The 25,026-nt window shown below is 69.1% G+C and carries 27 protein-coding genes and 1 pseudogene; 15 read left to right on the top strand and 13 right to left on the bottom strand.

Annotated elements, in window-relative coordinates:
* Window positions 1-15 precede the first annotated feature (15 nt).
* The gene (locus HOW07_RS10630; RefSeq protein ID WP_175116905.1) at window positions 16-903 is read right to left on the bottom strand and encodes a serine hydrolase; all 888 of its coding nucleotides are present in this window, start codon (window positions 901-903) and stop codon (window positions 16-18) included.
* 52 nt (window positions 904-955) lie between these two features.
* A complete protein-coding gene (locus HOW07_RS10635) occupies window positions 956-2,356 on the bottom strand; it encodes an MFS transporter (protein ID WP_175116906.1) in 1,401 nt (466 codons plus the stop codon).
* A gap of 60 nt (window positions 2,357-2,416) precedes the next feature.
* On the opposite strand from HOW07_RS10635, the gene HOW07_RS10640 reads away from it, so the two are divergent.
* Complete coding sequence (locus HOW07_RS10640) at window positions 2,417-3,064, top strand: TetR-like C-terminal domain-containing protein (RefSeq protein ID WP_175116907.1); 648 nt, start codon at window positions 2,417-2,419, stop codon at window positions 3,062-3,064.
* On the opposite strand, the gene HOW07_RS10645 is transcribed toward HOW07_RS10640, so the two are convergent.
* Entirely contained in the window at window positions 3,023-3,595 is a 573-nt protein-coding gene (locus HOW07_RS10645) for an alpha/beta hydrolase (protein ID WP_121291206.1), read from the bottom strand. The genes HOW07_RS10640 and HOW07_RS10645 overlap by 42 nt on opposite strands.
* 99 nt (window positions 3,596-3,694) lie before the next feature.
* On the opposite strand from HOW07_RS10645, the gene HOW07_RS10650 reads away from it, so the two are divergent.
* From HOW07_RS10650 to HOW07_RS10660, 3 genes are all read left to right on the top strand, one after another.
* Entirely contained in the window at window positions 3,695-4,150 is a 456-nt protein-coding gene (locus tag HOW07_RS10650) for an Lrp/AsnC family transcriptional regulator (protein ID WP_175116908.1), read from the top strand.
* Between the two features lie 105 nt (window positions 4,151-4,255).
* Complete coding sequence (locus HOW07_RS10655; protein WP_121291685.1) at window positions 4,256-4,762, top strand: GNAT family N-acetyltransferase; 507 nt, start codon at window positions 4,256-4,258, stop codon at window positions 4,760-4,762.
* 54 nt (window positions 4,763-4,816) lie between these two features.
* Window positions 4,817-5,353: an MOSC domain-containing protein gene (locus HOW07_RS10660; protein WP_175116909.1), complete on the top strand. Its 537-nt coding sequence runs from the start codon at window positions 4,817-4,819 to the stop codon at window positions 5,351-5,353.
* A gap of 56 nt (window positions 5,354-5,409) precedes the next feature.
* Here the strand turns inward: HOW07_RS10660 and HOW07_RS10665 are convergent, their stop codons facing one another.
* Window positions 5,410-5,829, bottom strand: coding sequence for an Lrp/AsnC family transcriptional regulator (locus HOW07_RS10665; protein ID WP_175116910.1), 420 nt, complete (start codon window positions 5,827-5,829; stop codon window positions 5,410-5,412).
* Between the two features lie 70 nt (window positions 5,830-5,899).
* Between HOW07_RS10665 and HOW07_RS10670 the strand changes: the two genes are divergently transcribed.
* The 5 genes and pseudogenes from HOW07_RS10670 to HOW07_RS10685 all read left to right on the top strand — a co-directional run bounded on the left by HOW07_RS10670 (window position 5,900) and on the right by HOW07_RS10685 (window position 11,153).
* Window positions 5,900-6,526: a LysE family transporter gene (locus HOW07_RS10670; RefSeq protein ID WP_175116911.1), complete on the top strand. Its 627-nt coding sequence runs from the start codon at window positions 5,900-5,902 to the stop codon at window positions 6,524-6,526.
* Window positions 6,527-6,743: 217 nt separating this feature from the next.
* Window positions 6,744-6,857 (top strand): annotated as a pseudogene (locus HOW07_RS19825) (DUF2510 domain-containing protein); the annotation flags it as partial.
* 36 nt (window positions 6,858-6,893) lie between these two features.
* Entirely contained in the window at window positions 6,894-9,056 is a 2,163-nt protein-coding gene (locus HOW07_RS19830) for a transglutaminase domain-containing protein (protein ID WP_354294132.1), read from the top strand.
* A gap of 208 nt (window positions 9,057-9,264) precedes the next feature.
* Window positions 9,265-10,260 carry an NADP-dependent oxidoreductase gene (locus tag HOW07_RS10680; RefSeq protein ID WP_175116913.1) on the top strand — a complete coding sequence of 332 codons (996 nt, stop codon included), beginning with the start codon at window positions 9,265-9,267 and terminating at the stop codon, window positions 10,258-10,260.
* Window positions 10,261-10,292: 32 nt separating this feature from the next.
* Entirely contained in the window at window positions 10,293-11,153 is an 861-nt protein-coding gene (locus HOW07_RS10685) for an alpha/beta fold hydrolase (RefSeq protein ID WP_175116914.1), read from the top strand.
* Window positions 11,154-11,227: 74 nt separating this feature from the next.
* On the opposite strand, the gene HOW07_RS10690 is transcribed toward HOW07_RS10685, so the two are convergent.
* Window positions 11,228-11,929 (bottom strand): SDR family oxidoreductase, encoded by a 702-nt coding sequence (locus HOW07_RS10690; protein WP_121291218.1) that lies wholly within the window; start codon window positions 11,927-11,929, stop codon window positions 11,228-11,230.
* Between the two features lie 132 nt (window positions 11,930-12,061).
* On the opposite strand from HOW07_RS10690, the gene HOW07_RS10695 reads away from it, so the two are divergent.
* Window positions 12,062-12,664 (top strand): TetR/AcrR family transcriptional regulator, encoded by a 603-nt coding sequence (locus tag HOW07_RS10695; RefSeq protein WP_175116915.1) that lies wholly within the window; start codon window positions 12,062-12,064, stop codon window positions 12,662-12,664.
* 49 nt (window positions 12,665-12,713) lie between these two features.
* Here HOW07_RS10695 and HOW07_RS10700 read toward each other — a convergent pair whose 3' ends face one another.
* From HOW07_RS10700 to HOW07_RS10710, 3 genes are read right to left on the bottom strand one after another with little or no spacing between them, the layout of a single operon-like run.
* A complete protein-coding gene (locus HOW07_RS10700; RefSeq protein WP_175116916.1) occupies window positions 12,714-13,445 on the bottom strand; it encodes a DUF3349 domain-containing protein in 732 nt (243 codons plus the stop codon).
* 2 nt (window positions 13,446-13,447) lie between these two features.
* Window positions 13,448-13,756, bottom strand: a complete 309-nt coding sequence (locus tag HOW07_RS10705; protein WP_175116917.1) for a hypothetical protein — start codon at window positions 13,754-13,756, stop codon at window positions 13,448-13,450.
* Window positions 13,757-13,767: 11 nt separating this feature from the next.
* Entirely contained in the window at window positions 13,768-14,979 is a 1,212-nt protein-coding gene (locus HOW07_RS10710) for an inorganic phosphate transporter (RefSeq protein WP_175116918.1), read from the bottom strand.
* A gap of 215 nt (window positions 14,980-15,194) precedes the next feature.
* On the opposite strand from HOW07_RS10710, the gene HOW07_RS10715 reads away from it, so the two are divergent.
* From HOW07_RS10715 to HOW07_RS10735, 5 genes are all read left to right on the top strand, one after another.
* On the top strand, window positions 15,195-16,019 hold the full coding sequence (locus tag HOW07_RS10715; RefSeq protein WP_175116919.1) for a helix-turn-helix domain-containing protein: 825 nt from the start codon (window positions 15,195-15,197) through the stop codon (window positions 16,017-16,019).
* A gap of 177 nt (window positions 16,020-16,196) precedes the next feature.
* Window positions 16,197-16,892: a hypothetical protein gene (locus HOW07_RS10720; protein WP_121291237.1), complete on the top strand. Its 696-nt coding sequence runs from the start codon at window positions 16,197-16,199 to the stop codon at window positions 16,890-16,892.
* Window positions 16,893-16,982: 90 nt separating this feature from the next.
* The gene (locus tag HOW07_RS10725; RefSeq protein ID WP_175116920.1) at window positions 16,983-17,849 is read left to right on the top strand and encodes a zinc-ribbon domain-containing protein; all 867 of its coding nucleotides are present in this window, start codon (window positions 16,983-16,985) and stop codon (window positions 17,847-17,849) included.
* A gap of 132 nt (window positions 17,850-17,981) precedes the next feature.
* Entirely contained in the window at window positions 17,982-19,451 is a 1,470-nt protein-coding gene (locus HOW07_RS10730) for an MFS transporter (RefSeq protein WP_175116921.1), read from the top strand.
* Window positions 19,444-20,442 carry an alpha/beta hydrolase gene (locus HOW07_RS10735; RefSeq protein ID WP_175116922.1) on the top strand — a complete coding sequence of 333 codons (999 nt, stop codon included), beginning with the start codon at window positions 19,444-19,446 and terminating at the stop codon, window positions 20,440-20,442. The genes HOW07_RS10730 and HOW07_RS10735 overlap by 8 nt, the downstream gene beginning before the upstream one ends.
* A 19-nt stretch (window positions 20,443-20,461) precedes the next feature.
* Here the strand turns inward: HOW07_RS10735 and HOW07_RS10740 are convergent, their stop codons facing one another.
* From HOW07_RS10740 to HOW07_RS10760, 5 genes are all read right to left on the bottom strand, one after another.
* Entirely contained in the window at window positions 20,462-21,538 is a 1,077-nt protein-coding gene (locus HOW07_RS10740; protein ID WP_175116924.1) for a LacI family DNA-binding transcriptional regulator, read from the bottom strand.
* 16 nt (window positions 21,539-21,554) lie between these two features.
* Window positions 21,555-22,856 (bottom strand): MFS transporter, encoded by a 1,302-nt coding sequence (locus tag HOW07_RS10745; RefSeq protein WP_175116926.1) that lies wholly within the window; start codon window positions 22,854-22,856, stop codon window positions 21,555-21,557.
* Window positions 22,857-22,866: 10 nt separating this feature from the next.
* Complete coding sequence (locus tag HOW07_RS10750) at window positions 22,867-23,199, bottom strand: hypothetical protein (protein ID WP_175116927.1); 333 nt, start codon at window positions 23,197-23,199, stop codon at window positions 22,867-22,869.
* The gene (locus HOW07_RS10755; RefSeq protein WP_217485251.1) at window positions 23,196-24,119 is read right to left on the bottom strand and encodes a DUF6772 family protein; all 924 of its coding nucleotides are present in this window, start codon (window positions 24,117-24,119) and stop codon (window positions 23,196-23,198) included. The genes HOW07_RS10750 and HOW07_RS10755 overlap by 4 nt, the downstream gene beginning before the upstream one ends.
* A 150-nt stretch (window positions 24,120-24,269) precedes the next feature.
* Window positions 24,270-25,025: an ABC transporter permease gene (locus HOW07_RS10760; RefSeq protein WP_175116928.1), complete on the bottom strand. Its 756-nt coding sequence runs from the start codon at window positions 25,023-25,025 to the stop codon at window positions 24,270-24,272.
* Between the last annotated feature and the right edge of the window lies 1 nt (window position 25,026).

Consider the following 25,026-nt stretch of genomic DNA (forward strand, 5'->3'; position numbering starts at 1 on the left):
CGCCCGCAGCCGGGCTCAGCCCGCGGTGTCCGTGAGGAGCGAGGACACGGAGGCCGCGATGCGGTCGGCCCCCTCGTGGTCCTCGGCCGTGATGGTGACCACGGCGTCGCCGGCGAAGATGACGAGCTGCCCGTAGGCCCCGTGGAGTCGCCAGGCCGCGCCAGGACCATCCCACCCGGCGAGCGCATACCGCTCGTAGCCATCGCCGGTGCCGGAGGGCACCCATTCGGTGTGCATGGCGTCGATCCACTCCGGCGACAGGAGCTGTTCGCCCGCCCACCGGCCACGGTCGCGGATGAGGCGGCCGATGCGCGCGAGTTCCGTGGTGCGGAGGTGCAGCCCTCCGCCGGCCGCGATGAATCCGCGGGGACACCGCTCCCAGGGCGCGTCGTGGATGCCGAGCGGTGTGAGGAGTCGTTGCTCGATGTAGTCGCCGACGTCGCCGACCCGGGTCTCGAGCGCGCGCATCGCCGTGTAGGTGCTGGCGTTCGAGTATTGGAACACACGACCGCGGGACGGCCTGCTCAGGAACTCGAGGGCGAGGTCCGGCCAGTCGGACAGCAGGGTAGGTGACCAGGGGAGGTCGACGCCGCTCGTCATGTTCAGGAGGTGGCGGAGGGTGACGTCGGCAGTACCCTCGCCGAAGTCGACTTCCGGGAACACCGCGCCAAGCGTGGTGTCCATCGTGATGAGACCGTCGTCGATGGCGATGCCGACGGCGAGCACACAGGCGCCCTTCGCTGCGGAGTGGATGTCCTCACGGACGTCCTCGGTCCAGCGGTGCCCGGCTTCGTCGTCACCGGCGAGCACGTGCAGGCCGTGCGCGTCGAAGCCCAGCTCGGCGACCTGCTGGACGATGCGGTCGCGGAGGAGGGTTGCTCGGGTCGTTTCGGCTCGGGTCACGGTTCCAGTCTGCCCGACGCTCGCACGGCGCGGAGGCCGTCCATCGCAGGGTTCATCGGGTGCGACCGGACTTCCCGACGTCCAGGCGGCCCGCGAGTGACGCCCCGAGCAGCCCGAGCGTGGCGGTCAATCCGAAGACCGCCAGGAAGGCCGGTGTCGTGGCGCCGAGGCGTGCGACGAACGCCCCACCGACGCCGGCGATGGTCGCGGTGGCGAGTGTCTGCGCGAGCTGCAGACTCGCGCTGATGCTCCCAGCGGTGTCGGCCGGGGACGCCGCCATCGTCGCCGAGGTCGCGGCGTTGAAGGCGACGCCCATGCCGATCCCGGCGATGGTCCAGCCGACGATGGCCCAGCCCGGCCACACGCCAGGCAGTGCGACGGTGATGCCCATGAGTGCCTCGCCGCCGACGAGCACGAGGATGCCGGCGCGCGTCGACCGTGCGCGTCTGCCTGGCCGCGCAGTGTCGATCCGCGCCTGCACGAACGACCCGACGGTCCAAGCGAGCGCACCGGCGGCGAGGCCCAGCCCGGCGAGGGTGACGTCGAGGCCGTGGACACTCGTCAGGCCGAGCGGCAGGAAGGCCTCCGAACCGAAGTAGACACCGCAGAGGATGAATCGGATGGCGATCCCCACCGGGGCACCACGGCGGAATCGGAGGGCGCCGGACGGCAGGATCCACCGCAGCGCCAGGACAGCGCCGACGAGTCCGCCGACGACCAGCGCCACGAGAGCGGGGAGGGCGTCCAGTTCGAGGCCCAGGAGCACGGCTCCAGTGCCGGCGGCGAGCAGGATCGAGAACCACACCGGCGCCGGGAGGCGGCGGTGTGAGCCGGCTGTCGAGCGCTGCTCCGGACGCGACAGGAGTCGGGCGCCGGGGAGCACGAGCGGAAGGAGGACGAGCGTGAGCGGTGCGATCGACCAGAAGACGACGCGCCAGTCGAGCAGCGACGTCAGCGCTCCGGCGAACACCGGTCCGATGAGCGACGGGATCGTCCACGCGGAAGAGAGGAACGCGAACATCACGGCTTGCAACCGTGCCGGGTAGGCGATGCCGACGAGACTGTAGGCGTAGGCCATGATCGCGCCGATGCCGAGTCCCTGGAGGGCGCGGGCCGCGATGAACACGCCCCACCCTGGTGCGAGTCCGGCGAGCAGGCAGCCGAGCGCGAAGACGACGGTGCCGACGAGGACGGTGCGGGCCGGTCCTCGTCGGTCGATGTCGGTGCCCGCGACGACGGTGCCGACGATGTTGGCCAGCATGAGCGCCGAGAGCCCCCAGCCGTAGCCGCCGAGGCCCCCGAGCTCCGCGGCGACCGCCGGGAGGATCGTCGCAACGCCGAGCGATTCGAACGCCACCGCGCCGACGCTCGCGAGGATGCCGATCGTGAAGCCTCTGAACCGCGGCGAGAAGACTCCACCCGTGTCGTCGTCGGTCATCGTGTCGTCGGTCATGATCACTCCTTCAGTTTCATTCCACTACGGAACGTAATGAATCTAGAGTACGATCAAGGAATGGAGCAAACGGAGCCCGGAGATGTGTCCGCGGCGAGCCCCCCACCGCCGGGTCGGCCGCGCGACACGACGATCGACGCGAGAGCGACCGCCGCGGTCGTGGAGTTGCTCGCCTCCGTGCCCTACAGCGCCCTGACGCTCGAGGGGGTCGCCGCGGCCGCCGGCACGAGCAAGCCGGCGTTACGGCGCCGCTGGGGCAGCCTGCCCGGGGTCGTCGTGCACACGCTCATCTCCGTGCTCGGCACGGCGCCGACGCCAGACACCGGGTGCGTCCACTGCGACCTGATCACCGGCATCTCCACCCTGGCGGACGCTTTCCAGGGTTCTCCGATCACCCGGGCGCTTCCGGGGCTCGTCTCCGACCTCGAGGCGGACCCGGCGTTGCGTGAGGTCTTCCGCCGCGACTACTTCGAGGCCCGCCGTGCGACCTCGCGTGCGGTGCTCGAGCACGCGGTCGAGCGTGGCGACATCCAGGGCGGCCTCGACATGGAACTCACGCTCGACCTGCTGGCGGCCCCGCTCTACTACCGCGCCTTCTTCGGTCACCAGCCGATCGACGACGGCCTGGCCGAACGGACCGTGCTGAGCGTCCTGAACGGCGTCGCGTCAGTCGACTGGCGGCGTCACCACCGAGCGCGGCCCGCCTGAGATCCTCCCGACCCCCGCGCTGAAGGCGGTCAGCAGTCGCCGGCCCTCCGGCCAGGCGCCGAGTCCACTGGCGGAGTTCACGTGGCCCTGCCGCCCGATGCTGATCCGAGGCACGTCCCACCTTGCGGCGAACTCGGCTGCGCGTGCCTCTGAACAGTACGGGTCGTCGTCACTGGTCACGAGCACTGCGGGTGCGGATGGCCGGACATCGAGATCTTCGTCGAACGCGGCGGCGACCGTCGGGAATCGCGGCCCCTCGGGATCGGGTGCGGCGACGAGGAACAGCCCGGCGACTCGTGCAGGGTTCGCCACGGCCCAGCGGACGGCCAGCAGACACGAGAGGCTGTGGGCCACCAGGATCGCCGGCTCACCTGCCACCGCCCGGTCGAGCGCGGCGTACCAGTCGTCGAGATCCGGCTCGTCCCAGGAAGCCGGCGCGAACCGTCGGATCGCGGGTGTCTCGCGCTCCCAGAGGGACTGCCAGTGGGCGTCGTCGGATCCACCGATCCCGGGCATGGTGATGATCGACATGGGATTCCTTCGTCGTGGTCGGGCGATCTGCCCTCAGCGTGCCAGCCGAACCCTCCGTCTCAGCAGCTGGAGCGTCACCATCCGTTGTTTACTAAGCAGATGACGGACGATGCTTCGCTTTCCTTCGATCGAACGGATCAGACGATCCTCGACGTGCTCCAGGTCGACGGGCGAACCACGATGACGGACCTCGTCCGGCTCGTGCACCTGTCCCAGCCGGCCGTGTCGGCGCGGGTCCGCAAGCTCGAGCTCGCCGGGTACATCACCGGCTACGGGGCTCGGGTGTCGCCGCAGAAGCTCGGGCTCACGACGCACGCCGTCGTCCGACTCCGGACGACCCACGCACAGATCCAGGCGTCGCTGACCCAGTTCGACGAGCTTCCGGAGATCCACCGGATCTACCGCGTGACCGGCGAGGACTGTTTCGTCCTCGACGTGCACGCCTCCTCGCCGGAACGCCTCGAGCAGATCATCGACGCCATCGGCCGGTTCGGTCCCGTGAGCACGGCCCTGGTGCTGCGCGAGTACCCGGCCCACCCCATCGCCAGTCGCTGAATCTCGCTCTGCGGTCCGCATGTCGTATCGGGGTGGTCGAGTGCACCCGGCGGCGACTACCGTTGACGGGTGTTCACCGTGATCAACCTCGCCGACGGCATCGACATGCGGCCCTTGGAACTCGGCGACGCGCGGGAACTCGCCGCCGCATACGTGCGAAACCGCGACCATCTGGCCCCGTGGGAGCCGGTCCGATCCGACGAGTTCTTCACCGAAGCGGCGCAAGCGGCGGACCTCACCAGCAAGCTCGCGTCGAGTGCCGCCGGGAGCGCATACTCGCTCGGCCTGTTCGACGGCGCGACCATCGTCGGCCGGTTCAATCTGTCGGGGATCGTCCGTGGCCCGTTCCAGAACGCCGGGTTGGGCTACTGGGTGGATGCGGAGTACGCGGGCAAGGGCCTCGCGACGGCCGCCGTCCGGGCGATCCTGCGGGTGGCACGCGACGACCTCCGCCTGCATCGGGTGGAGGCGAGCACCCTGCTGCGCAACCGCGGTTCGCAACGGGTGCTCCGCAACGCCGGGTTCGAGCACATCGGTGTGGCGCCGTCATACCTGCGGATCGCCGGGACCTGGCAGGACCACAACCTGTACCAGGTGATCCTGCACGACTGACCGTGTCGTGTGGGTCGAGTGGTCATCCGCGCTGGCCCCGTGCACACTGGAGTGATGACAAACGCCCGTGTCGTCTCGGTCAGCAGCGACGATGAGCACCGCTTCTCCAAGCCGCGACGGGACGCGATCACGCTCATCGCTGGTCTCGGTGTCGAAGGCGACGCGCATTTCGGTGCGACGGTGCAGCATCGGTCCCGCGTGAGACGGGATCCGACGCAGCCCAACCTCCGACAGGTCCACCTCATCCACCGGGAGCTCTTCGCGGAGGTGGACGCAGATCTCGCCCCGGGTGAGCTGGGCGAGAACATCACCACCGAGGGGCTGGACCTCCTCGATCTCCCCGCGGGTGCCGTGCTCCGGCTCGGGACGGACGCCGTCGTCGAGGTGACGGGGCTTCGGAATCCCTGTGTCCAGATCGACCGCTTCGAACCAGGCCTGCTCAAGCAGGTCGTCGGCACGGACGCCGAGGGTCGCACCGTGCGCAAGGCGGGAGTCATGGGCGTCGTGCTCGCCGGCGGCGTCGTGAAGCCCGGTGACCCGATCACCGTGGAGCTGCCGGACGGAGCCCGGGGACCCCTCGCGCCGGTGTAGTGGCAGCTCCGCAGTATCGCGGTGTAGCGCGGTGCGACGGTGCGTGTGATTCCCGCCTACCGGAGCGCCAGCCGCGTCTGCGTGTGGGTCGCGCCGCCATCGTTCTTCGTGCTGCGGAGGAGACGGTCGAGAGCCGCGGTGCCCGCGACGCGGATGTGGAGGAGGTAGTCGTAAGCACCGGTGACGTGCACCGCGTCTCTGATCTCGGGGATCCGACGGGTCCACTCCAGGAACTCCTCCGACTGACGCGCGGGGTCGAGTCGGACGTCGATGAACGCCTCCAGTCCGCCCTCGGCGACCGGGGCGTCGGAGCCGAGGATCGCGCGGTACCCGGTGATGACACCACTGCGCTCCAGGCGGCGGACACGAGCCGCAGTCGCATTCGTGCTCAACCCGATCTGACGACCGAGCTCACTGAACGAAATGCGCCCGTCGGTCCGCAGAACATCGATAATCGCACTGTCGAGGTCGTCCATGCGACACAGTATGCCGTCTCACTGCCAGAACACACTGTCTCGACCGGTGTGCTGCACCAGAGTCGTCGGCATGGACCTTCTCGTCGCCCTCCTCGCCGGTTCCGTCGCCGGGCTCGCCCTGGCCGCACCGCTTGGGGCGATCGGGATGCTGCTCCTCCAGGAAGGCATCACGCGCGGGCTGGGCCGTGGACTGCCTGCGGCCGCCGCCGTTGCGACGGTGGACGTGGCGTACTGCACGGTCGCCGTCGCTGCCGGTGCGCTCGCCGCGCCCATCGTGAACGGCTGGTCTCCCTGGCCGCAGCTCCTCGGTGGTGTCGCCGTCGTCGCACTCGGAGTGCACGGTCTCCTGCAGGGCCTCCGTGCGAAGCCGTCAGCCGGGGAACGGCCCGCAGGCCGCTCGGGCACCTCGCGTCAGCGCTACCTGCTCGTCCTCGGCCTGACGGCGATCAACCCGGCCACGCTGGTGTACTTCGCGGCGATCCTGACCGGGCTCGCCGAGTTCACGGCATCAGGGTCGACGGCGGCCGCCTTCATCGTGGGTGTCGGGCTCGCGTCCTTCGGCTGGCAAGCGCTGCTGGTCGCGCTCGGAGCCGGACTGCGGCGGAGGACGGGCGCGTCCTTTCGGAGGTGGACGGCCATCGTCGGCAACGGTCTGATCGTCGCATTCGGTGTCGCCCTCATCATCCAGGCGCTGTGATCTTCGCCCTGTGAGCGTCGGCTCGTCCGTCGATCAGCGCCTCGCCGGCAGGTCCCCGCAGGGGTTCCGGGACGTCGGCGCGACGATCTGACCGCTCGTGGTCGTGCGGTGACGGCGGGCCGATTCGCTTCCCGATTCCCGTGAATCGAATAACGTATGTTGCGTTGCTTTGATGGGGTCATCGCAGTGATGCGTTCGGATTGAAGGGGGATGTCGGGTGACGGAATCGCATGGGGGTACGCCGGCCGGTTGGTATGCGGACCCGTGGAACCCGACCGGGCAGCGGTACTGGAACGGCTCGGAGTGGACCCCGCAGGTGCACAGCGGAGTTCCGCAGCAGCCGCAGCCGCCATCGCAGCCACGACCCGTGCAGCAGCCACCAGCCCCACAGCAGGCTCAGCGTCAGCCACAGCAGCCACACCAGTCGAAGCGTCCTGGCAAACGGCGGGGCCGCACGATCGGCATCGTCACCGGGAGCGTTGCGATCGCGGCCGCGCTCGCCGTCGTGGCGGCGTTCGTCGTGGTCCCTGCCGTGACCGGCGGCGACGAGGGCCGGATCACCACCGACCAGTCCGCACTCTACGACTTCACGGCCCCACAGGCGGGCCTCGAACGCGACCACGAGTTCGAGATCGACGTCGACTACGACGTGAAGGCAGAGAACAAGAAGCGGGCGGACGCCGACGACCTCGACCGCGGCGGGAACGCGCCCCCGTGGGCGTTCCAGGTCTTCTACGACGCAGCTCTGACGAAGCAGGCCGAGTACTCGGTGTACCAGTCCGACTCCGGTGGCGGCGTGACGATCTCCGGAACCGAACTCGGGAAGACGTTCGGGAAGACCGAGGCGGACATCCTCGACGAGGCCGGAGCATCCCGAGGTCGGTGGGGCCTGCACGACGAGTACTTCCTCGTGAGCCGGCTCGAGAAGGACGGCACCGAGCGGGACAAGCCGCTCGTGACGAGGTTCACCGTCGAGTCGGAGTACTCGGCGCCCGAGGTGACCTTTGGAGCGGCCGACGACAGCGGCGGTGTCACGCTGTCCTGGGAGTCGGTGGAGGGTGCCGACACCTACCTGATCGTGCACCACGAGGTCACCAAGCGGGGCGACGGCATCTTCAAGCTGGTGGCCGAGGTCGACGGGACCGAATGGTCCTCCGCCGGGGACACCGAGAGCTTCGAGGCGAAGGAGGCCCCCTTCGTCAGTCGTCAGAACATCGGGCTGCAGGCCTACAACTACCGCTCGCAGACCGAGGACGACGTGACCGGCGGTGAGGAGCAGGACGCCGGCGAGGAGGAGATCGCCGCCGAGACGATCGGGTTCGACCTCGGCGTGATCGCCACCGACGGAACCTCGTTCTCCCCGTACAAGCCGTACGACTTCACCCGCTCCGCCGGATTCCTCCCGCTCGAGGTCGCGTCGAACTCCACGCGGGCGCTGAAGAACTGGGGTGCCAGCGGCTACATCGAGGGCATCGAGAACGTGCAGAAGGTGCTGCCGTTCGTCTCCGTCGACGGGCGCACCCGCTCGACCGTGGCGTACCTCGATGACAGCGCCGTGCTCGACTACGGCGATCGATGGGTCGTCCCGCTCCGTGGGCGCAACACGCAGCTGGGGGAGTGGATCCCGATCACGAAGCGGTCGACCCCCGACCCGGTCGCGGCCATCGCCCAGTTCAACGCCGCAGCGCAGGAGGCTGCCCCGCCGACCGGCATGCCGCGGTTCGACGCCTTCGTGGCGCCCGAGAACACCGACGCCGAACCGGTGTCCGAGGTGCCACCCACCGACTACCCGGTCTACGGCAGCACCGAGTTCACCAGGTTCCTCGCCGGGCACCTGATCGCCCAGACGAAGTCGATCGACATCTCCGAGTTCGTCGACACTCCGGGAGCGCCCGACCCGTACGACGCCGTGTACGAGGCGCGGGCCCAGAACCCCTACGTCTTCAACGTCAGCTACGTCGGACTCCGCGACGGGGGAGACACCCTGCTCGTGACGTATTCACTGCCGAACGACGAGGTGGCGGCGCTGCAGGCGCAACTCAAGCAACGCGTCGACGAGGTCGTGGCGGCTGTGGCTCCCGAGGGGCTGAGTGATCGGGAGAAGGTCACCGCGCTCAACGAGTGGCTCGTCTCGAACGCCGAGTACGACGACACCGCCTTCGCGACCCTGCAGGGCGACGCGTTCGACGGGGTCCCGGTCGGCTACGAGTACGCCTGGAACGCCACCGGGACGCTGCTGCAGGGGCTCGGCGTGTGCGCGAGCTACTCCTACGCCTTCAATGCGCTCGCGAACGCCGCGGGCGTGCAGACGGTGGTCGTGACCGGGGACGTCCTCTCCGGTGGGCCGCACGCGTGGAACAAGGTGTTCGTGGACGGGCAGTGGCTCGCCGTCGACACCACCTGGAACGATGGCGGCGACCCCTCGGCGTACCTCATGATCCCCGACTCGGGCTTCACCGACACCGCGCAGCGGGTCGAGGACACGTACTGGATGATCGACTCGTCGATCCCCGCGTACGCGACGCCCTGATCGGCGAGCATCCTCGTCCTCGAGGGTCTGACGGCTGCCGCTCGACCAGCGGCCCGATGGTCTTGTGGTGCCCAGTCGGGGCGTGATGTGGCTGGGGGAGTTGGGCGTCGGGGTGGCTGTGGGGGCTTCTTGACAAAATAACTGAGTCTGCTCATAATTGAGCTAACTCGGGTCAATCCGAGAAATCGACCCGGAAGGAGCCCCACCCATGAGGGCGTTCACCATCTCGAGCTACGCGTCCCCGCTGCACCAGACCGAGGTGCCCGAGCCCGTCGTCGGCGCCGGCGACGTCCTGGTGCAGGTGCAGGCCGCCGGCCTCAACCAACTCGACGAGAAGATCCGTCTCGGCGAGTTCAAGCAGATCCTCCCGTACCAGTTGCCGATCATCCTCGGCCATGATGTCGCCGGCACCGTCATCCGCGTCGGTGCGCAGGTCCGGGGTTTCAAACCCGGCGACGAGGTCTACGCGCGTCCTCGTGATCACCGCATCGGCACCTTCGCGGAGCGCATCGCCGTCGCCGAGGCGGATGTCGCGCTCAAGCCGGCGTCCATCAGCATGGTGGAGGCGGGATCCCTGCCGCTCGTCGCACTGACCGCGTGGCAGGCCCTCGTCGAGCTCGGCGACGTGCAGCCCGGTCAGAAGGTCCTCATCCACGCCGGTGCCGGCGGGGTCGGGTCGATCGCGATCCAACTCGCCAAGCAGCTCGGTGCTGAGGTGGCTACGACGGCCAGTGCCGCCAACGCGGACTTCGTGCGCGAACTCGGCGCGGACACCGTGATCGACTACCGCACCGAGGATTTCGAGCAGCTCCTCCAGGGGTACGACTTCGTGCTCGACAGCCTCGGCGGCGAGAACCTCGAGAAGTCGCTCCGCATCCTCAAGCGAGGCGGAACGGCCGTCGGCATCGCCGGACCGCCCACCCCGGACTTCGCCCGCTCCGCCGGCCTCAACGCGATGCTCCGGCTCGCGATCTCAGCACTCAGCGGCAAGATCCGCAGGCAGGCCAAGCGGCTCGGCGTGAGCTACCGGTTCCTCCTCATGCGGGCGAGTGGTGACCAGCTGCGCGAGATCACCGCCCTCATCGACAGCGGGGCGATCCGTCCCGTCGTTGGACGGGTGTTCCCCTTCGGCGACACGGTGGAAGCCCTCGGCTCGCTTACTGGCGGCGGCATCCGCGGCAAAGCCGTCATCGCCAACCCCTGACCCCTGAACCACCATTCCCGAGGAGCATCATCATGAGCAGCACCGGCAACGAACCCGTCATCACTTCATACGCGCAGGCTCCGGCCAAGACCATCACCGCCGGTGGCGTCACCTACGCCTATCGCGAGCTGGGACCGAGGGGCGGCATCCCCGTCGTCTTCTTCGTCCACCTCGCGGCAACGCTCGACAACTGGGATCCCCGCATCATCGACCCCATCGCCGAGCACCGCCATGTCATCACCTTCGACCAGCGCGGTGTCGGTGCGTCCAGCGGGAAGGTCCCGGACACCTTGGAGGCTGCTGCCGACGACGCGTACGACTTCATCAGCGCGCTCGGGTACACGACTATCGACGTGTTCTCCTTCTCCATGGGCGGCATGATCGCCCAGGACCTCGTCGTCAAGCACCCGGATCTCGTCCGTCGGCTCGTCCTCACGGGCTCCGGCCCGCGCGGCGGCAAGGACATGGACAAGGTCGTCGGCACCACCTACTACGACATCCTGCGTGCCACGCTGACGCGCTCCGACCCGAAGGAGTTCCTCTTCTTCAACCGTGATGCCGAGGGCAAGCGCGCAGCGAAGGCGTTCGTCAAGCGGCTCTCGGAGCGCACGGTCGACCGCGACAAGGCCATCGGCACGAAGGCGTTCCAGACGCAGCTCAAGGCGATCCAGCGCTTCGGCCGCTCAGCGCCTTCCGACCTGTCGAAGATCACCCAGCCGACCCTCATCGCGAACGGCGACAACGATCGCATGGTGCCCTCGGTGCTGTCGAACGACCTGCACCGGCGCATCGCCGGCTCGGAACTGATCATCTATCCGAACTCGGGCCACGGCGGCATCTTCCAGTACTGGGAGCAGTTCGCGCCCGTCGCCGTGCAGTTCCTCGCGGAGTAGCTCACGAACGGAGAAGCGCACAAAACGCTCCCAAACACGACGTTTGGGAGCGTTTTGTGCACTCTCGGGAGGGGTCAGGCGAGCTGCGGGTAGACCGCCTCGAGTGGGGCGCTGAGCCCGGCCTTCAGCTGAACCGAGGTGTCGTCCGCGAGGACCTCGTACTCACCGGCCTCCGTCGCGTCGAGCACCTTCGTCACGAGGACGACGGGATCGAGTTTCGGGTCGGTCGCGCCGGCGGCCATGGCCGTGTCCACGTAGCCGACGTGCACGCCGACGACGTGCACGCCCGCGGGGGCGAGTTCGAGGCGCAGCGAGTTGGTCGCCGACCAGAGCGCGGCCTTCGTCGCGCTGTAGATTCCCGCGACGGCGTACCAGCTGAGGGCGGAGTGGATGTCGATGATCGCGGATCCGGTGTTGGCGGCGAGGATCGGTGCGAACGCGCGAGCGAGGAAGAGGGGGCCGAGGAAGTTGGTCTCCACGTTGGTCCGGATCTCCTCGTCGGTGTGCGACAGGATGCCGGGCGTCGACGCGTTCGTGCCGGCGTTGTTGATGAGGATCGTGACGTCGGGGGCTGCGGCGACGACGGCGGCGATCGAAGCGGGGTCGGTGACGTCGAGCGCGAGCGGGACGACACGCTCGTCGTCCCAGGTGCGCGGGTTCCGAGCCGTGGCGTAGACCTTGCTGGCGCCGCGCTCGAGGGCTTGGCGGACGAAGTTGGTCCCGATGCCGCCGTTCGCGCCGGTGACGAGGACGACTGCTCCGTTGAGTGAGGGCATGTGGTTGACCGTTCTGTTCGAATGAGTGGTTCCGATGTGGCCGTGGAACAATGAGCGACATCCAGCGATGTCGCGATCCACTGACTATGCTCACATCTGAGCGCAATCATTTTGTATTCCCGAAGGACACCCATGACCACCGAACCCCGGCCGCTCGGTCGCCGCGAGCGCAACAAGCTCGACAAACTCGAACGCATCACCGCGGCAGCCGGCGAGCTGTTCGCCGAACACGGGGTCGACGACGTGACCACGCAGCAGATCGCCGACCGTGCCGACATCGGCACCGGCACGCTCTTCCTCTACGCGAAGACGAAGGGTGAGCTCCTGCTGCTCGTGCAGAACTCCACCTACGCGGATGCACTCGTCCGCGGGGTTGCGGACGCCGAAGCCGCCGCCGACCCGCTCGATGCGGTCATGGCGATCATCCGCCCGGTCGTGGAGTGCAATCGGAAGCAGGTCGACAACGGCCGTACCTACCTGCGGGAGATCGTCTTCGGCGATCCCGAGGAGCCGTATCACCGCGCCGCGCTCGCCCTCACCGTGCAGACCGAGGAGGCGATCGCCGCGGTGCTGCGACGACACGACCTCATGACCGCCGAGCGCGCAGCGACGACGGCGCACATCGTGTCCGCGATCATGTTCGTCAGCATGGCGGCGACGATCAACGTCGGCAACACCATCGACGAGATCGTCGCGGAGATCGAGGGACAGGTGCGGGTGATCCTTCCCAGCTGAGTCGGGAACCGTCCTGCAGGTGACCCGCAGCGTGGACGGCGGGCGGGTTTCAGACCGCGAAGTCGCTCGGCCACCCGTGGTCGGCGAGCGACCGGCGGACACGCTCCACATCCTCGTCACTCGGCAGCTCTGCGGTGACCCGGGCGATCGCCGTGGCGACGTCGACCCGACTCAGCGACGCGTCGCCCTCCGCCGCGAGGCGCGCGCCCACCTCAGCCACCTCGGTGTCGCTCAGCCGCCGACGGAGGAGCGCCACGAGCGGGACGAAGTCCTGTTCGGGGAGTCCTGCGGGGTAGCCGGCTCGAAGCCACCGCACGATGCGGGCCACCAGCCCTCGACGTTCCTCGTGCAGTGCCGCGCGCTCCTGTCCACCGGCGTCGCCATGGTCGGTCGCCGCCGCACGGATGTCGTCCGGACTGCCGAGCGGCCAGCCCGCGCTCGCGAGCCTGGCGGAGACGCGGACGAGGTCCTCCGGGAGCGCCGGACCGAGGAGGAGCTGTTCGACGCGCGCCCGCAGGCGATCCTGATCGATCGGCTCGCCGGACGCCTCCGCCTGCTCCGCGTCGATGAGCAGCCCGCCGACGACCTGGTCCAGCTCCTCGGGGGTGAGGCTCCGTCGGAGGATGCCGAGCAGCGGCACGTAGTCATGCTCGGGCACGCCCGCCGGGTATCCGGCGCGGAGCCAACCGACGACACGAGCCACCACCCCTGACCCGCTGCCGGTGGCCGGTTCGCGGATCGCGTCGGCTCCGGCCCCGCCTGCGCCGTTCTCGTCCGACATCCTCAGTCCTTCGGGGTGAAGGTCGGGAAGACGTGGTCGAAGCTGACCTCCTGCCCGAGGCCAGTGGCCACGATGATCGTGAGCCCAACCAGCACCGCGGCGACGACGACGGCGAAGCACAGCACGCCGATGGCACGGAGGAGCCCCGATGGGAGCGCCGACGAGCCAGGCCCGCTCCGGTCGTCGGAACCGGCCCCTCCGGCGACGGCGAACGAGCGGACACCCAGCGTGAAGAGCGTGGGAAGACCCGCTCCGAGCACGAGCGCGATGACGGCCACCTGGCCGGCGGCTTCGAGGAAGAGCATGAACATGTCCGAGGTCCTTACGCTGCGGTCTGCTGCGACGAACGGGTGGGGGTGTCCTGCCAGTCGTCGTTCACGTTGTGGGATCCGATGCTGTCGCGGCGCGACCGCAGGTAGATGGCGAGCGCGGCACCCACGAGGATCGCGACCATGAGGATTCCGCCGATCGCCCCGCCCGCGAGGTGACCGACCCACCACATCACCGCGCCCGTGAGCGCGGCGGCCGGAAGGGTGATGATCCAGGCGACGACCATCCGGAGCGCCACCCGCCAGCGCACCTGCGCCCCCGGCCGTCCGACGCCGGAGCCGAGGATCGACCCGGTCGCGACGTGCGTGGTGCTGAGCGCGAAGCCGAGGTGACTCGAAGCGAGGATGACCGCGGCGGAGGAGCTCTCGGCGGCCATGCCCTGCGGCGTGTTCAACTCCACGATGCCCTTGCCGACGGTGCGGATGATCCGCCACCCGCCGATGTACGTGCCGAGCGAGATCGCGAGGGCACACGCGAGCTTCACCCAGAGCGGCACCGACTCGGTGTCGTCCCAGCCGCCGGCCGCGATGAGCGCGAGGGTGATGACGCCCATCGTCTTCTGCGCGTCGTTCGTGCCGTGGGCGAGGGAGACGAGCGACGCACTGCCGATCTGCCCGATCCGGAAGCCGCGGTGGAGGCGTCCTTGTGCGAGGTTGCCGATGACGCGGAAGACGAGCCAGGTCCCGATCGCCGCCACCGCGCCGGCGAGCACGGGCGACATGAGGGCAGGGAGGATGACCTTCCCGACGACGCCGTCGAGCTTCGAGCCGTCACCGGCCCAGTTCACGCCGTTCAGGCCGAGGCCCGCGAGCGTCGAGCCGATGAGACCGCCGAAGAGTGCGTGCGACGAGCTCGACGGAAGACCGAGCAGCCAGGTGAGCAGGTTCCAGATGATGCCACCGATGAGCCCGGCGAGCACGATCAGCAGGAGTGCCGAGCCGCCGCCCTTCAGCAGCGCCGGATCGGGAGCTCCCGACGAGTCCTGGATCTTCACGACCGCGTTCGTGACGGTGAGCGCGACTTCGATGCTGAGGAACGCGCCCACGAGGTTCAGCACCGCCGAGAGGGTGACCGCGACCTTCGGCGGCAGCGCACCGGTGGCGATCGAGGTTGCCATCGCGTTGGCCGTGTCGTGGAATCCGTTGGTGAAGTCGAAGGCGAGCGCCGTGATCACGACGAGCGAGAGCAGGATGATGGGGTCCACGGCGAAGATCCTGCTCCTCGATCACGGGATCGACAACGGGTGAGCGGGCGGATTCACCCGTTGTTCACGTGGGGAGGGGCGAGCGCGGCCCGTCAGTCCAACTTGGCGAGCCCGACCCGTTCGAACGCCGTCGAGGTGATCGCGTGTCGATACAGTGTGAGGCGGCGCCTCCGACCACTGTGGATTTGAGGCGAACTGACGGCTGGCGGGGGCTCATGGGCGAACGGCGACATCTCGGACTGCACCTCGACCACCGCGTCCACGAATTCAGCCTCCTCCTCCAGGACCCACCGTTCGACGACATCGAACCCGAGACGCGAGCGTGGCTGCGGGCCCGGTACGCCGAGATCGTTCCCGTCGTCCTCCCGGCCGCATTGCGTGCCGTGGAGCGCGGCGGACCCATCTCGCCCAGGTGTCTCACCGAGCTGAGAGGTGTGGCGATCCGTTCGGCGAACGAGCCGGGGGCGACCTTCTCCACGGCCCTACGGGGGTCGTATCCGGCGCTGGCGGTGTTCTCAGCCGTCATGTTCGAACTCCAGCCCGCCCGACCCTCGCAGGTCGTGCTCGCCATGACGCGCGCGACCTGGGTGGCTCACGAGCTCGGATCCTGCTGGGTCGAGAGTTGGAACCAGGAGCGGGCGCGGCTCGATCGGGCTCAGGGATCGCTGGTGCCGGTCGGAGCGGTCGTCGCCGAGGGCGTGGACGAAGCGCCGGTCGAACTGATCGCCACCGGTCCGGAGCTCGACGAGACCGAGCAGCACATGCTGACGCTCACCGCGTACGGGCTCTCGAACGATGACATCGCCAAACAGACGAACTACAGCCGACAGGCGGTCAGCTGGCACCTCGGCAAGCTCATGAAGGCCTGGAACGTGCAGAACCGGACCGCGCTCGTGGCGGTGGCGTTCGTCCGCGGTGTGCTCGCCGCCAGATTCCGCCGCCGTCCGTCGACTCCGGCACAGCTCGAAGCAGGGCACCGTCATCCCGAAGTCGCCCTGGCGCAGCCCAGCGAGCGCGAGGACGACGACCAGCTCGCGTGACGACCACGGTGGCCCGCGCCTCTATCACGCATTCGTCGACCCCTGCGGCTCTTTAGGCGATCGTCTCAGCATCCGCCGCTTCCGTTGTCGAGCGCGAGTCGGTCGCGTCATGCTGACGACACGTCGGAACGACCGGCGGGGAACAGCGACAGGAACGTACGGCGGAAGGACGGAACCATGAACACCGAGACCACGACCACACACGTGAAAGTCACTCGATTCAGCGGAGGTCGGAAGCGGAACCTCCTGGCTGCCGGGTCACTGCTCGCGCTCACCGGGGCGCTGATCGCCGGAGGTCCCGCATCCGCCGATGAAGACCCCTACAACGACGACATGCTGATGAAGACCTGCAACGGGGAGCCGGCGTCGACGGGTGCCATGGAGGGCTCGTGCACCTTCGAGGTGCAGGGCGAGACCCCGCTCCCGCTCGAATGGGTGCGCTACGGCGAGCCGCTGTCCAACTGCAACGCCGGCGCGGTCAGCGACCTCAAGCTCACGCTGGGTGATGTGAAGTCCTTCGCCCAGTCGTGGACCACCGGCGGGGGCGTCTCCCTCAACATCAAGGACGTCGTGAGTATCGAGGCCAGCGGCGGTTACACGGAGACCAGGACCACGACGAACGAACGCCGGGCCGAGGTGACGGCGGTTCCGGGCTACAAGAACGCGGTGACGGCGGGAACCGAGTACGTCGAGCAGACCGGCCGGATCCGCGTCGACATCACCGTGTACGAATTCCAGGGTGGAGACGGCTACTCGCAGAGCACCGAGACCCATTACATCGACGACGTCAAGCGCAAGGCGCCGACGGGCCACTTCGAAACCGGGCAGGACAACGTCCCCTGCAGCGAGGACTTCCAGGTCCCGGTGGGGTGACACCGTCCACGCGACGCGCTGACGACGGGTCGCCGAGGTGGGCGCGCTTCGCGGCGCCCGATGTCGGCGGCCCGTCGTAGGTTCGGGACCGTGCCGGAACGTGTGGAAGCGTGGTGGGCCCGCCGTCAATGGTCGAAGGGCCTCGAGACGCCGTACCCGGTTGGCGCCTACCGGCAGGCCTGGGCGTCGTTCCCCGCGCTGTGGCGTCAGTACCACGCGGATCTCAACGCCGGAATCGTCCTGAGCCAGGTGCCGCCGGCTGCCGACGTCCTCCTGCAGTGGCAGTGCGACCGCGGACACCGCTTCGTCGCGACACCGGCGGAGCAGCGCTCGCGGCCCGGACGCGAGCGTCGTCGGAGCGCGTGGTGCCCGGAGTGCTCCGACGAGGCCGATCCGTCGAGGATCGTCGCACTGCCGATGCGGGAGTCGGTGACCGATCCCGTGCCCGCGGCCGCCGGGATCATCCGGGAGCGTCGTGCGCGCCCGAAGCCGTCGCTGTGCGAGAAGACCCCGGACCTGCCGGCGGGCGAGGCCTTCGCATCGGTGTGCGCCCCGAAGCCGGCGTCCGCTGTCGAGGCCCAGCTGCGCGCGGACGTCCACGAGCGGCTGGTGCTGACGGAGGGACTGAACGCGGTGCGCGTGCAACGTCCGTTCTTCCAACACCTCGAGGTGTGGCCCGACCTGGTCTATCCGGAACTGCGCATCGCCATCGAGTACGACAGCATCGGCCGGCACGGTCTCGAGCACGTCGGACGTCGCGAGGAAGTGGACCGGCGGAAGGACCGCGCGTTGCGGTCCGCCGGCTGGGAGGTGGTCCGGCTCCGGACCGGGAGGCTCGAACCGCTCGGTCCCCACGATCTCCAGCTCTCCTCCTGGAACCGCCGAGCACTCGACCGGCTGGTCGACACGCTCAGGGCCGTCCGAGGTCCGTTGCTGGTCGACGCCTATCTGCGGTGATCCGCAGGTGCGACGACCGGCCGATGATGCGTTATTCTCGTCGCAGAGGGAAAAATCCCGTCGTGCTCCGGCCGACGGAAACGCGCACGCGGCTCGTGGGAGTCGTCACTTCTTCATCGAAGGAGTGCGCCCATGCCCGAACCCTCATCCTCCCCGATCGTCGCAGCTTCGCCGCCACGTCTCCGCGACGCCTGGGTCGCGCTGGCCGGTCTCTCGGCCGTGTTCCTGTTCGAGATGCTCGACAACTCCGTCCTGAACGTCGCGCTCCCGACCATCGGCCGTGATCTCACGGCGTCCACCGCGTCGTTGCAATGGGTCTCGGGCGCGTACTCGGTCGCGTTCGGTGGTCTGATGCTGCTGTTCGGCGCGGTCGCCGACCGGTTTGGCCGGCGCCGGGTCATGCTCGTCGGATTGACGCTGCTCGCGGTCGTCAGCGTCCTGACCGTGTTCGTGGCCTCGGTGGAGCAGCTGATCGCCGTGCGCGCGCTCATGGGTGTCGCTGCGGCGATGACGACCCCGGGATCGATGGCTCTGGCGTTCCGTCTATTCGATCGGGACGACCTGCGCGTCCGCGCGCTAACGGTCATCTCGACCGCCGGACTGGTCGGCCTCGCGGCCGGCCCGACCATCGGCGGCCTGGCGCTCGCCGTGGCGCCGTGGCAGGTGCTCATCGTCGCCAACGCCCCGATCGCAGTGATCGCCTGGATCGGGATCCGCGCCGGGATCGGTGCCGACGAGCGGTCGCACCTGCACCGTGACCGGATCGACGTGCTCGGCGCTGTGCTCGGGACTGCGACCGTCGTCGGTGTCCTCGTCACCCCGACCCTGTTCGTCACCGGCACCGACGTCGCCGCGGGCTGGGGATCGGCAGCGGCAACGGTGACCGCCGCGATCGGCTTCGTAATCAGGGAGCGCACCGCCCGCCAGCCGTTGCTGGATCTTCGTCTCGTGGCTCAGCCGCTCGTGGCCTCCGGCTTGGCGTACAAGGCCGCCGCCGGGCTGGCGATGGCCGGCTTGTCGTACCTGGCGACCCTGCAGCTGCAGTTCGCCTGGGGGTGGCCGCCGGCCTTGGCCGCTGTCGCGATGCTCCCGCAGGTCGTGGTGCTCTTGGCGAGCGGTCGCTTCGTCGGTCCGTTCGTCCAGCGCGTGGGGCTCGACCGCGCCGCCTGGATGAGCGCCGCCGCGGTCGTCTCCGGGCTCGCCGTGTTCGCGCTCCTGAGCCGGTTCGGCTACCCGTGGGTGCTCCTCGCACTCGTCCTCGTCGCCGCCGGGATGCGGGTGGTCGGAGTCGTCGCCGGCAACAACGTCCTCCGCGGGCTCCCGGCTGACCGCACATCCATCGGTGCGGCCCTGGTCGACACCGCGAGCGAGATCGCCACCGCGGTCGGGATCGCCGCGACCGGGACGATCCTCGCCGCGCTCGTCGGCGGCGGCATCGCGACCGAGCACTTCACCCCGGCCCTTGTCGCGTCGTTCCAGCAAGCGGTCCTCATCGCGGGATCGATGATCACCGCCCTCGCTGCAGCCCTCGTGGCTGTCGGTGTCCTCCGTTCACATCACCTCCCAGCTCAGCCCGCAACCCAGGAGCCTTCCCATGTCTGACCGCACGCCCCGTCCCCCGTTCGACCCCGAACTCACCCCCTTCCTCGCCGCGCTCGAGGCGCGCGGGCCGTTCACCCTGACGACCGAGATGCTGCCGAGGATGCGCAGCCTCGACACGACCGAGGAGGCCCTCGACGAACGGCTGCGCTCGCGGGGGTTCGAGCGGCGCTCCCTCACGGTGCCCGGCCATCTCGGGGATCCGATCACGCTCGCTGTCATCCAGCGGATCGGGCGCTCGGGCGCGACGACGGCGGTCTACACGATCCACGGCGGCGGGATGATGTTCGGGCATCACCTCGGCAACCTCGAATCCTATGACGACTGGCTCCTGGACGACCATGACGTCGTGCTCGTCAGCGTCGACTACCGCCTCGCCCCCGAGTACCCCGACCCGTACCCGGTGGAGGACTGCTATGCCGGACTCGTCTGGGTCGCGGAGCACGCGGATGACCTCGGTATCGACCCGGACCGCATCGTGATCGCCGGGCAGAGCGCGGGCGGCGGGCTCGCGGCAGGTACCGCGTTACTGGCCCGAGACCGCAAGGGGCCGGCCCTGTTCGGGCAGATCCTCGTCTCGCCGATGCTCGACGACCGCGATGCCACCGTGTCGACGATGCAGATCGACGGGGTCGGGGTCGCGGATCGGCAGATGACGCGGTTCGGCTGGGAGGCCTATCTCGGACACCGTCGCGCCGGTGAGGACGTTTCGATCTACGCCGCCCCCGCGCGGGCGACCGACCTCGCCGGTCTTCCGCGCACCTACATCGACTGTGGCAGCGCCGAGGTGTTCCGCGACGAGACGGTCGCCTATGCCAGTGCGATGTGGGCTGCGGGTGGCGACGCGGAACTGCACGTCTGGCCGGGGGCGTTCCACGGCTTCACGAGCATGATGCCGGCCGCCGCCATCTCGCGGACCGCCACCGCTGCGCTGGCCGACTGGACCAGGCGTCTGCTCGGAACAACCGCCGGGGAGGTCGACGGCACCAGGTGACGGGACGGCACCCGCCCGCTCACCTGGAACCGGCAGGCGGCGCGGTCGAGGCCCGGGGGTGGAGCAGGGGAGGCGGATCGGTGACGCAGATCTCGGTGGCGGTGGCCGAGCCGGCGAGGAGCTGACGCACGGCTGCCGCGCCCATCTCGAAGAGCGGGAGGCTGACGGTCGTCAGGGACGGGACGAGGTGGTCGGAGATCCACGTGTCGTGGACGGCCGCGACGGAGAGGTCGTCGGGCAGGGACAGCCCGTGTCGAGGAGCGGCGCCGAGCACCCCGATGCCGATCAGCGAGTTGCCGGCGATCACGGCCGTCGGACGGTCACCGCCCTCGCTCCACCGGGTCACCAGGTCGTCGAACGCATCCCGACCTCCGGCAGCCGTCCAGTCCGCGTGGACGACATCCTCCGGCCGGAGCGTGAGACCCGCCCGCTCGAGCGCCTCGACGACGCCCTGGGCACGGAGCATGCCGGTCGTGGCGTCACGGGGGCCGGAGACGAGTCCGATGCGCGTGTGGCCGAGGTCGAGGAGATGTTCGGTCAGCAGTCGCGTGCCCGCCGGCTCGTCCGGGTAGACGCTCGAGATGCGCTCGCGTTCCACCCGGCTGGGCGCGTTGACGATCACGGTCGGGAGGCCTCGCGAGCCGGCTGCGATCCGTTCGTCGAAGGCGCCGTGACCACCCTGCACGATCAGGCCGTCGACGCGGTTGCCGCTGATGAAGGTCCGGAACGCCCGTTCGTCTTCGAGCAGCTCGTCCACGTCCCCGAGGACGAGGAAGTGGGCGTTCGCCGACGCCTCGGCCTGGACGCCCCGCATGAGCTCGACGTGGATGGGGCTCGAGAGGTCGTGGACGACGAGCCCGATCAGCCCGTTCCGGCGCATGCGCAGGCTCTTCGCAGCGACGTCGGCGACGTATCCCAGCTCCTTCGCGATCGTCTCGATCCGCGCCTTCGTGTCGTCGGTCGCCCGCACCGACGGATCGCCGTTGAGCACGCGCGAGACGAGGGGGACGGAGACCCCGGCGGCGGTCGCGACGTCCGCGAGCCTCACCGCGCCGCCCGTGCGTGCACGACGAGCGGCAGCCGGTGATGCATCCATCCCCCCACTATGCCCGCTACACCGTCTTCGATGTGTCCTCCGAGGCGGTCGAGGCCAGGGTGCGGGTCTCCGGGAGGAAGTACATGCCGGTCGCGGCGAGCAGCATGAGTACCAGGCAGTACAGCGCGACCAGCCAGGACTCGCCGCCGGCCGCGTTGGTCAGGGCGGCCGCGACGAAGGGGAGGGTGCCACCGACGAGTGCGCCCGTGATCTCGCGGCTGAACGTCACGCCGGTGTAGCGGTACCGCACGTCGAACAGTTCGGACATGAAGCCGGACTGCGCGGCGAGCATGGCGTCGTTGCAGAACGTGAAGACGAGCACCAGGGCGATCCAGACGAGCACCGGCGTCCCGGTGTCGAGGAGGAAGAAGAAGGGGTACGCCATGATCGCGGCGCCGATCGCTCCGGCGAGGAACACCGGGCGCCGTCCGATCCGGTCGCTGATCCAGCCGGCGGTGGGGATGGTGACGAACTTCAGGAGGTTGCCGATGAGGATTCCGGTCAGCCCGATCCAGGCGGGAGCACCGACGACCGTCGTCAGGTAGGTGATGGCGTAGACGGACGGCAGGTAGCTCGCCACGTTCGGCCCGATGCTGGCCAGCATTGCCAGCGGGATGCGACGTCCGGCCGAGCGGAACAGCTCGCCGAGGGCGACCCGGGGGACCGGGCCCTCCGTCTTGGACTTCGCGAACTCGGGGCTCTCCGAGACGCGGAGTCGGATCACGACACCGACGACGCAGACCGCGATGCTCAACAGGAAGGCGATCCGCCATCCCCAGTCGAGGAACGCCTCCTGCGGGAGCGTGGTGCTCAGCAGGGTCAGGACGCCGGTGGCGAGGAGGGCGCCGGCCGCATTGCCCGCTCCCGGGATCGCCGCGTTCAGGCCCCGGGCCTCGTCGCTCGAGTGCTCGGCGGCGAGGAGCGTGGCCCCCGCATACTCGCCACCGGCGCCGAATCCCTGGAGCACCCGCAGGATGATCAGGAGGATCGGGGCGGCGACACCGATGGTCGCCGCGCTCGGGATGAGCCCGATGAGCGTGGATGAGACGCCCATCAGGATCAGCGTGAGGAAGAGCATCTGCCGTCGGCCGTAGCGGTCGCCCAGGTTGCCGATGATGACCCCGCCGATCGGGCGGGCGAAGAACCCGACCGCGAAGGTGGCGAACGACGACAGCGTCGCGGTGAGTGCGTCCTCGGTGGGGAAGAAGACGGCGGGGAACACCAGCGCGGAGGCGGTGGCGTAGAGGGAGAAGTCGTACCACTCGAGTGCGGTGCCGACGGTGGCACCGACGGTGGCCTTGGTGATGCGGAACGTCATGGTTCTCTGTTCATCCTTTCAGGGCGAGTCGCACGGAGAGGGTGACCGAGATCGGACCCCCGTCGGCTCGGATCGCGGTTCCGGCGAGCCGGAGGAAGCCGCCGAAGTGGGTGACGCGCGCGAAGGACGCCGCGGCGGTCTCGATGACGGTGCCCTCGTCGAGCCAGCGGATCCCGTCCGCGCTGAGTTGGACTCGGAGCACGACGCGCTCGCCCGGCTCGGCGTCGTGGAGCTCGACGAAGAACAGTGCCTCATCGGCCCAACCGCACTCGTACGGGTGCGTCTCGACGGTCTGGTCGAATCGCTGCCGCAGCTCGACGACGGAGGTGGAGAAGGTCTTCACGATGCCACTCCCGTCTCGACGGAGATCACGACGGAGTCCAGGAAGAGCGACACCCGTCGGTCGGTGTCCGCTTCGACGAAGAAGACCGGATTGAGGAGCCCCTCGATGTCGTCATACGCCGGAGCAAGCGTCGGGTGTGCGCCGTCCGGGAAGGTGAGGATGCGGCCGCCGACGCGGAACTCCTCGTACCGGCGGGTGCGCAGGTCGATGGTCAGTGACAGCGGGGTCCAATTGAGCTTGTCGTCGGATTCGTTGTAGATCAGATGCTGGGCACCCTCGTCGAACCAGGTGGTCGCGTCCGTCGAGCCGTCGGCGGAGCGCCGACCGAACCACTGCGGATCCACGCCCGGTTTGTGCCAGCCGTCGGTGGCTCCGTAGTTCCACTCGGCGTCGGTCGCATCGGTCGCGCTGTAGTACTGCCAGGCGCGGACGGGCCGGCCGTCGACGGCGTTCACGTACCGCACGCCCGGCATGAACCGGTGCTCGGCGTCCTGGAGGTCGACGAAGAACCCGAACGCCCGCACATCGTCGACGCCGAGTCCCGGTCGGTCCTGTTCCGCCTTGTAGGCGAACAGGGCCTCGATCCGGAGACGGTGCGCTCGAGGTGGCACCGCCAGACGTTTGATCGCCAACCCCATCGAACCGGGTGCCGGAGGCTGATCGGCAGGAGCAGCGGACGCACGACTGGAGATCTTGAGCGAGTAGGTCCCCTGGGCCGATCCGTGGGTCCCGCCGAAAGCGAAGGTGGCCGAGCTCAGCATCGTCGGACCCCAGTGGATCAGGTCGATGTCGTCGGAATGCTCTCGGAAGTCGGGGGCGACGAAGTTGGGGCGCAGGTCGAGCCAGCCGCTCATCCCGTTGTCGAAGTCGTCTGCCACGAGGACCCGGGGGAGTGGGTCGAAGTATCCGGAGAGCTGCACTGTGATCCGTTTCGCCGTTGAACAATCGTTTTATCATTGGTACAGCGTCCTGGCGGTGCTGTCAACCGCCGCTTACGGCGACCGGGTGTCTCATTCGCCCCTTTTCGGGCGAGCGGGTGTCGCGGAGCCCATGTTTGGGCGCACGAACGATCATGCGTCTCGGGTCTTGAGGACGAGACGGGCGGCGAGGGTGGTCCACAGGGTGAAGACCGCCATGATCGCCAGCCCGAAGAGGGGCGGGAACGGGCTCGCAGCGACGACGGCGTAGGACGATTGGCCGGCGGTGGTGGGCCAGTACGTCCCAGCAAGGTGGCCGAGGGGGCCAGGGAGCCCCGGGGCGAGCGCGGGGAAGAGGAGCGCGACGGTCACGATGATCGCGAGGGTGCCGGAGGAGCTCCGCGTGATGACGCCGAAACCGAGACCGAGGACGGCGGTGAGGACGAGGTAGGCGACCGCGCAAGCGATCGCGCGGACCGTCTCCGGGTCGGCGAGCGTCGCCTGAGGGAGTCCGGCCGCTCCGAGGGCGGCCTGGGTGGCAACGAAGCTGCATGCCACGGCGATCACGGCGGTGACGGTGGCGATGAGGAGCGTGATCGCCAACTTGGAGGCCAGGAGGGTGGTGCGCCTCGGGGTGATGGAGAGGCTGGTGACGATCTGCCCGGTGGCGTACTCGTTGGTGATCGTCTGCGATCCGAGCGTGGCGAGGAGGATCTGGCCGACGAGAATGCCTTTGAAGCTGATCCCGGTGGGGTCGAAGTCGACCGGGAGGCTCGTCTGCCAATCGGGCATGAGCCCGCTGACGCCGAGGAGGCGGACCGTCACGGTGGCGACGACGGCCGAGACGGCGACGATCCAGGTCGCGCGCATGCTTCGAGCCTTGATCCACTCGGAGGCGAGGAGGTTCATG

This window comes from Plantibacter sp. MCCC 1A11337 (genome assembly GCF_013349365.1).
Lineage (GTDB): Bacteria > Actinomycetota > Actinomycetes > Actinomycetales > Microbacteriaceae > Plantibacter > Plantibacter flavus_A.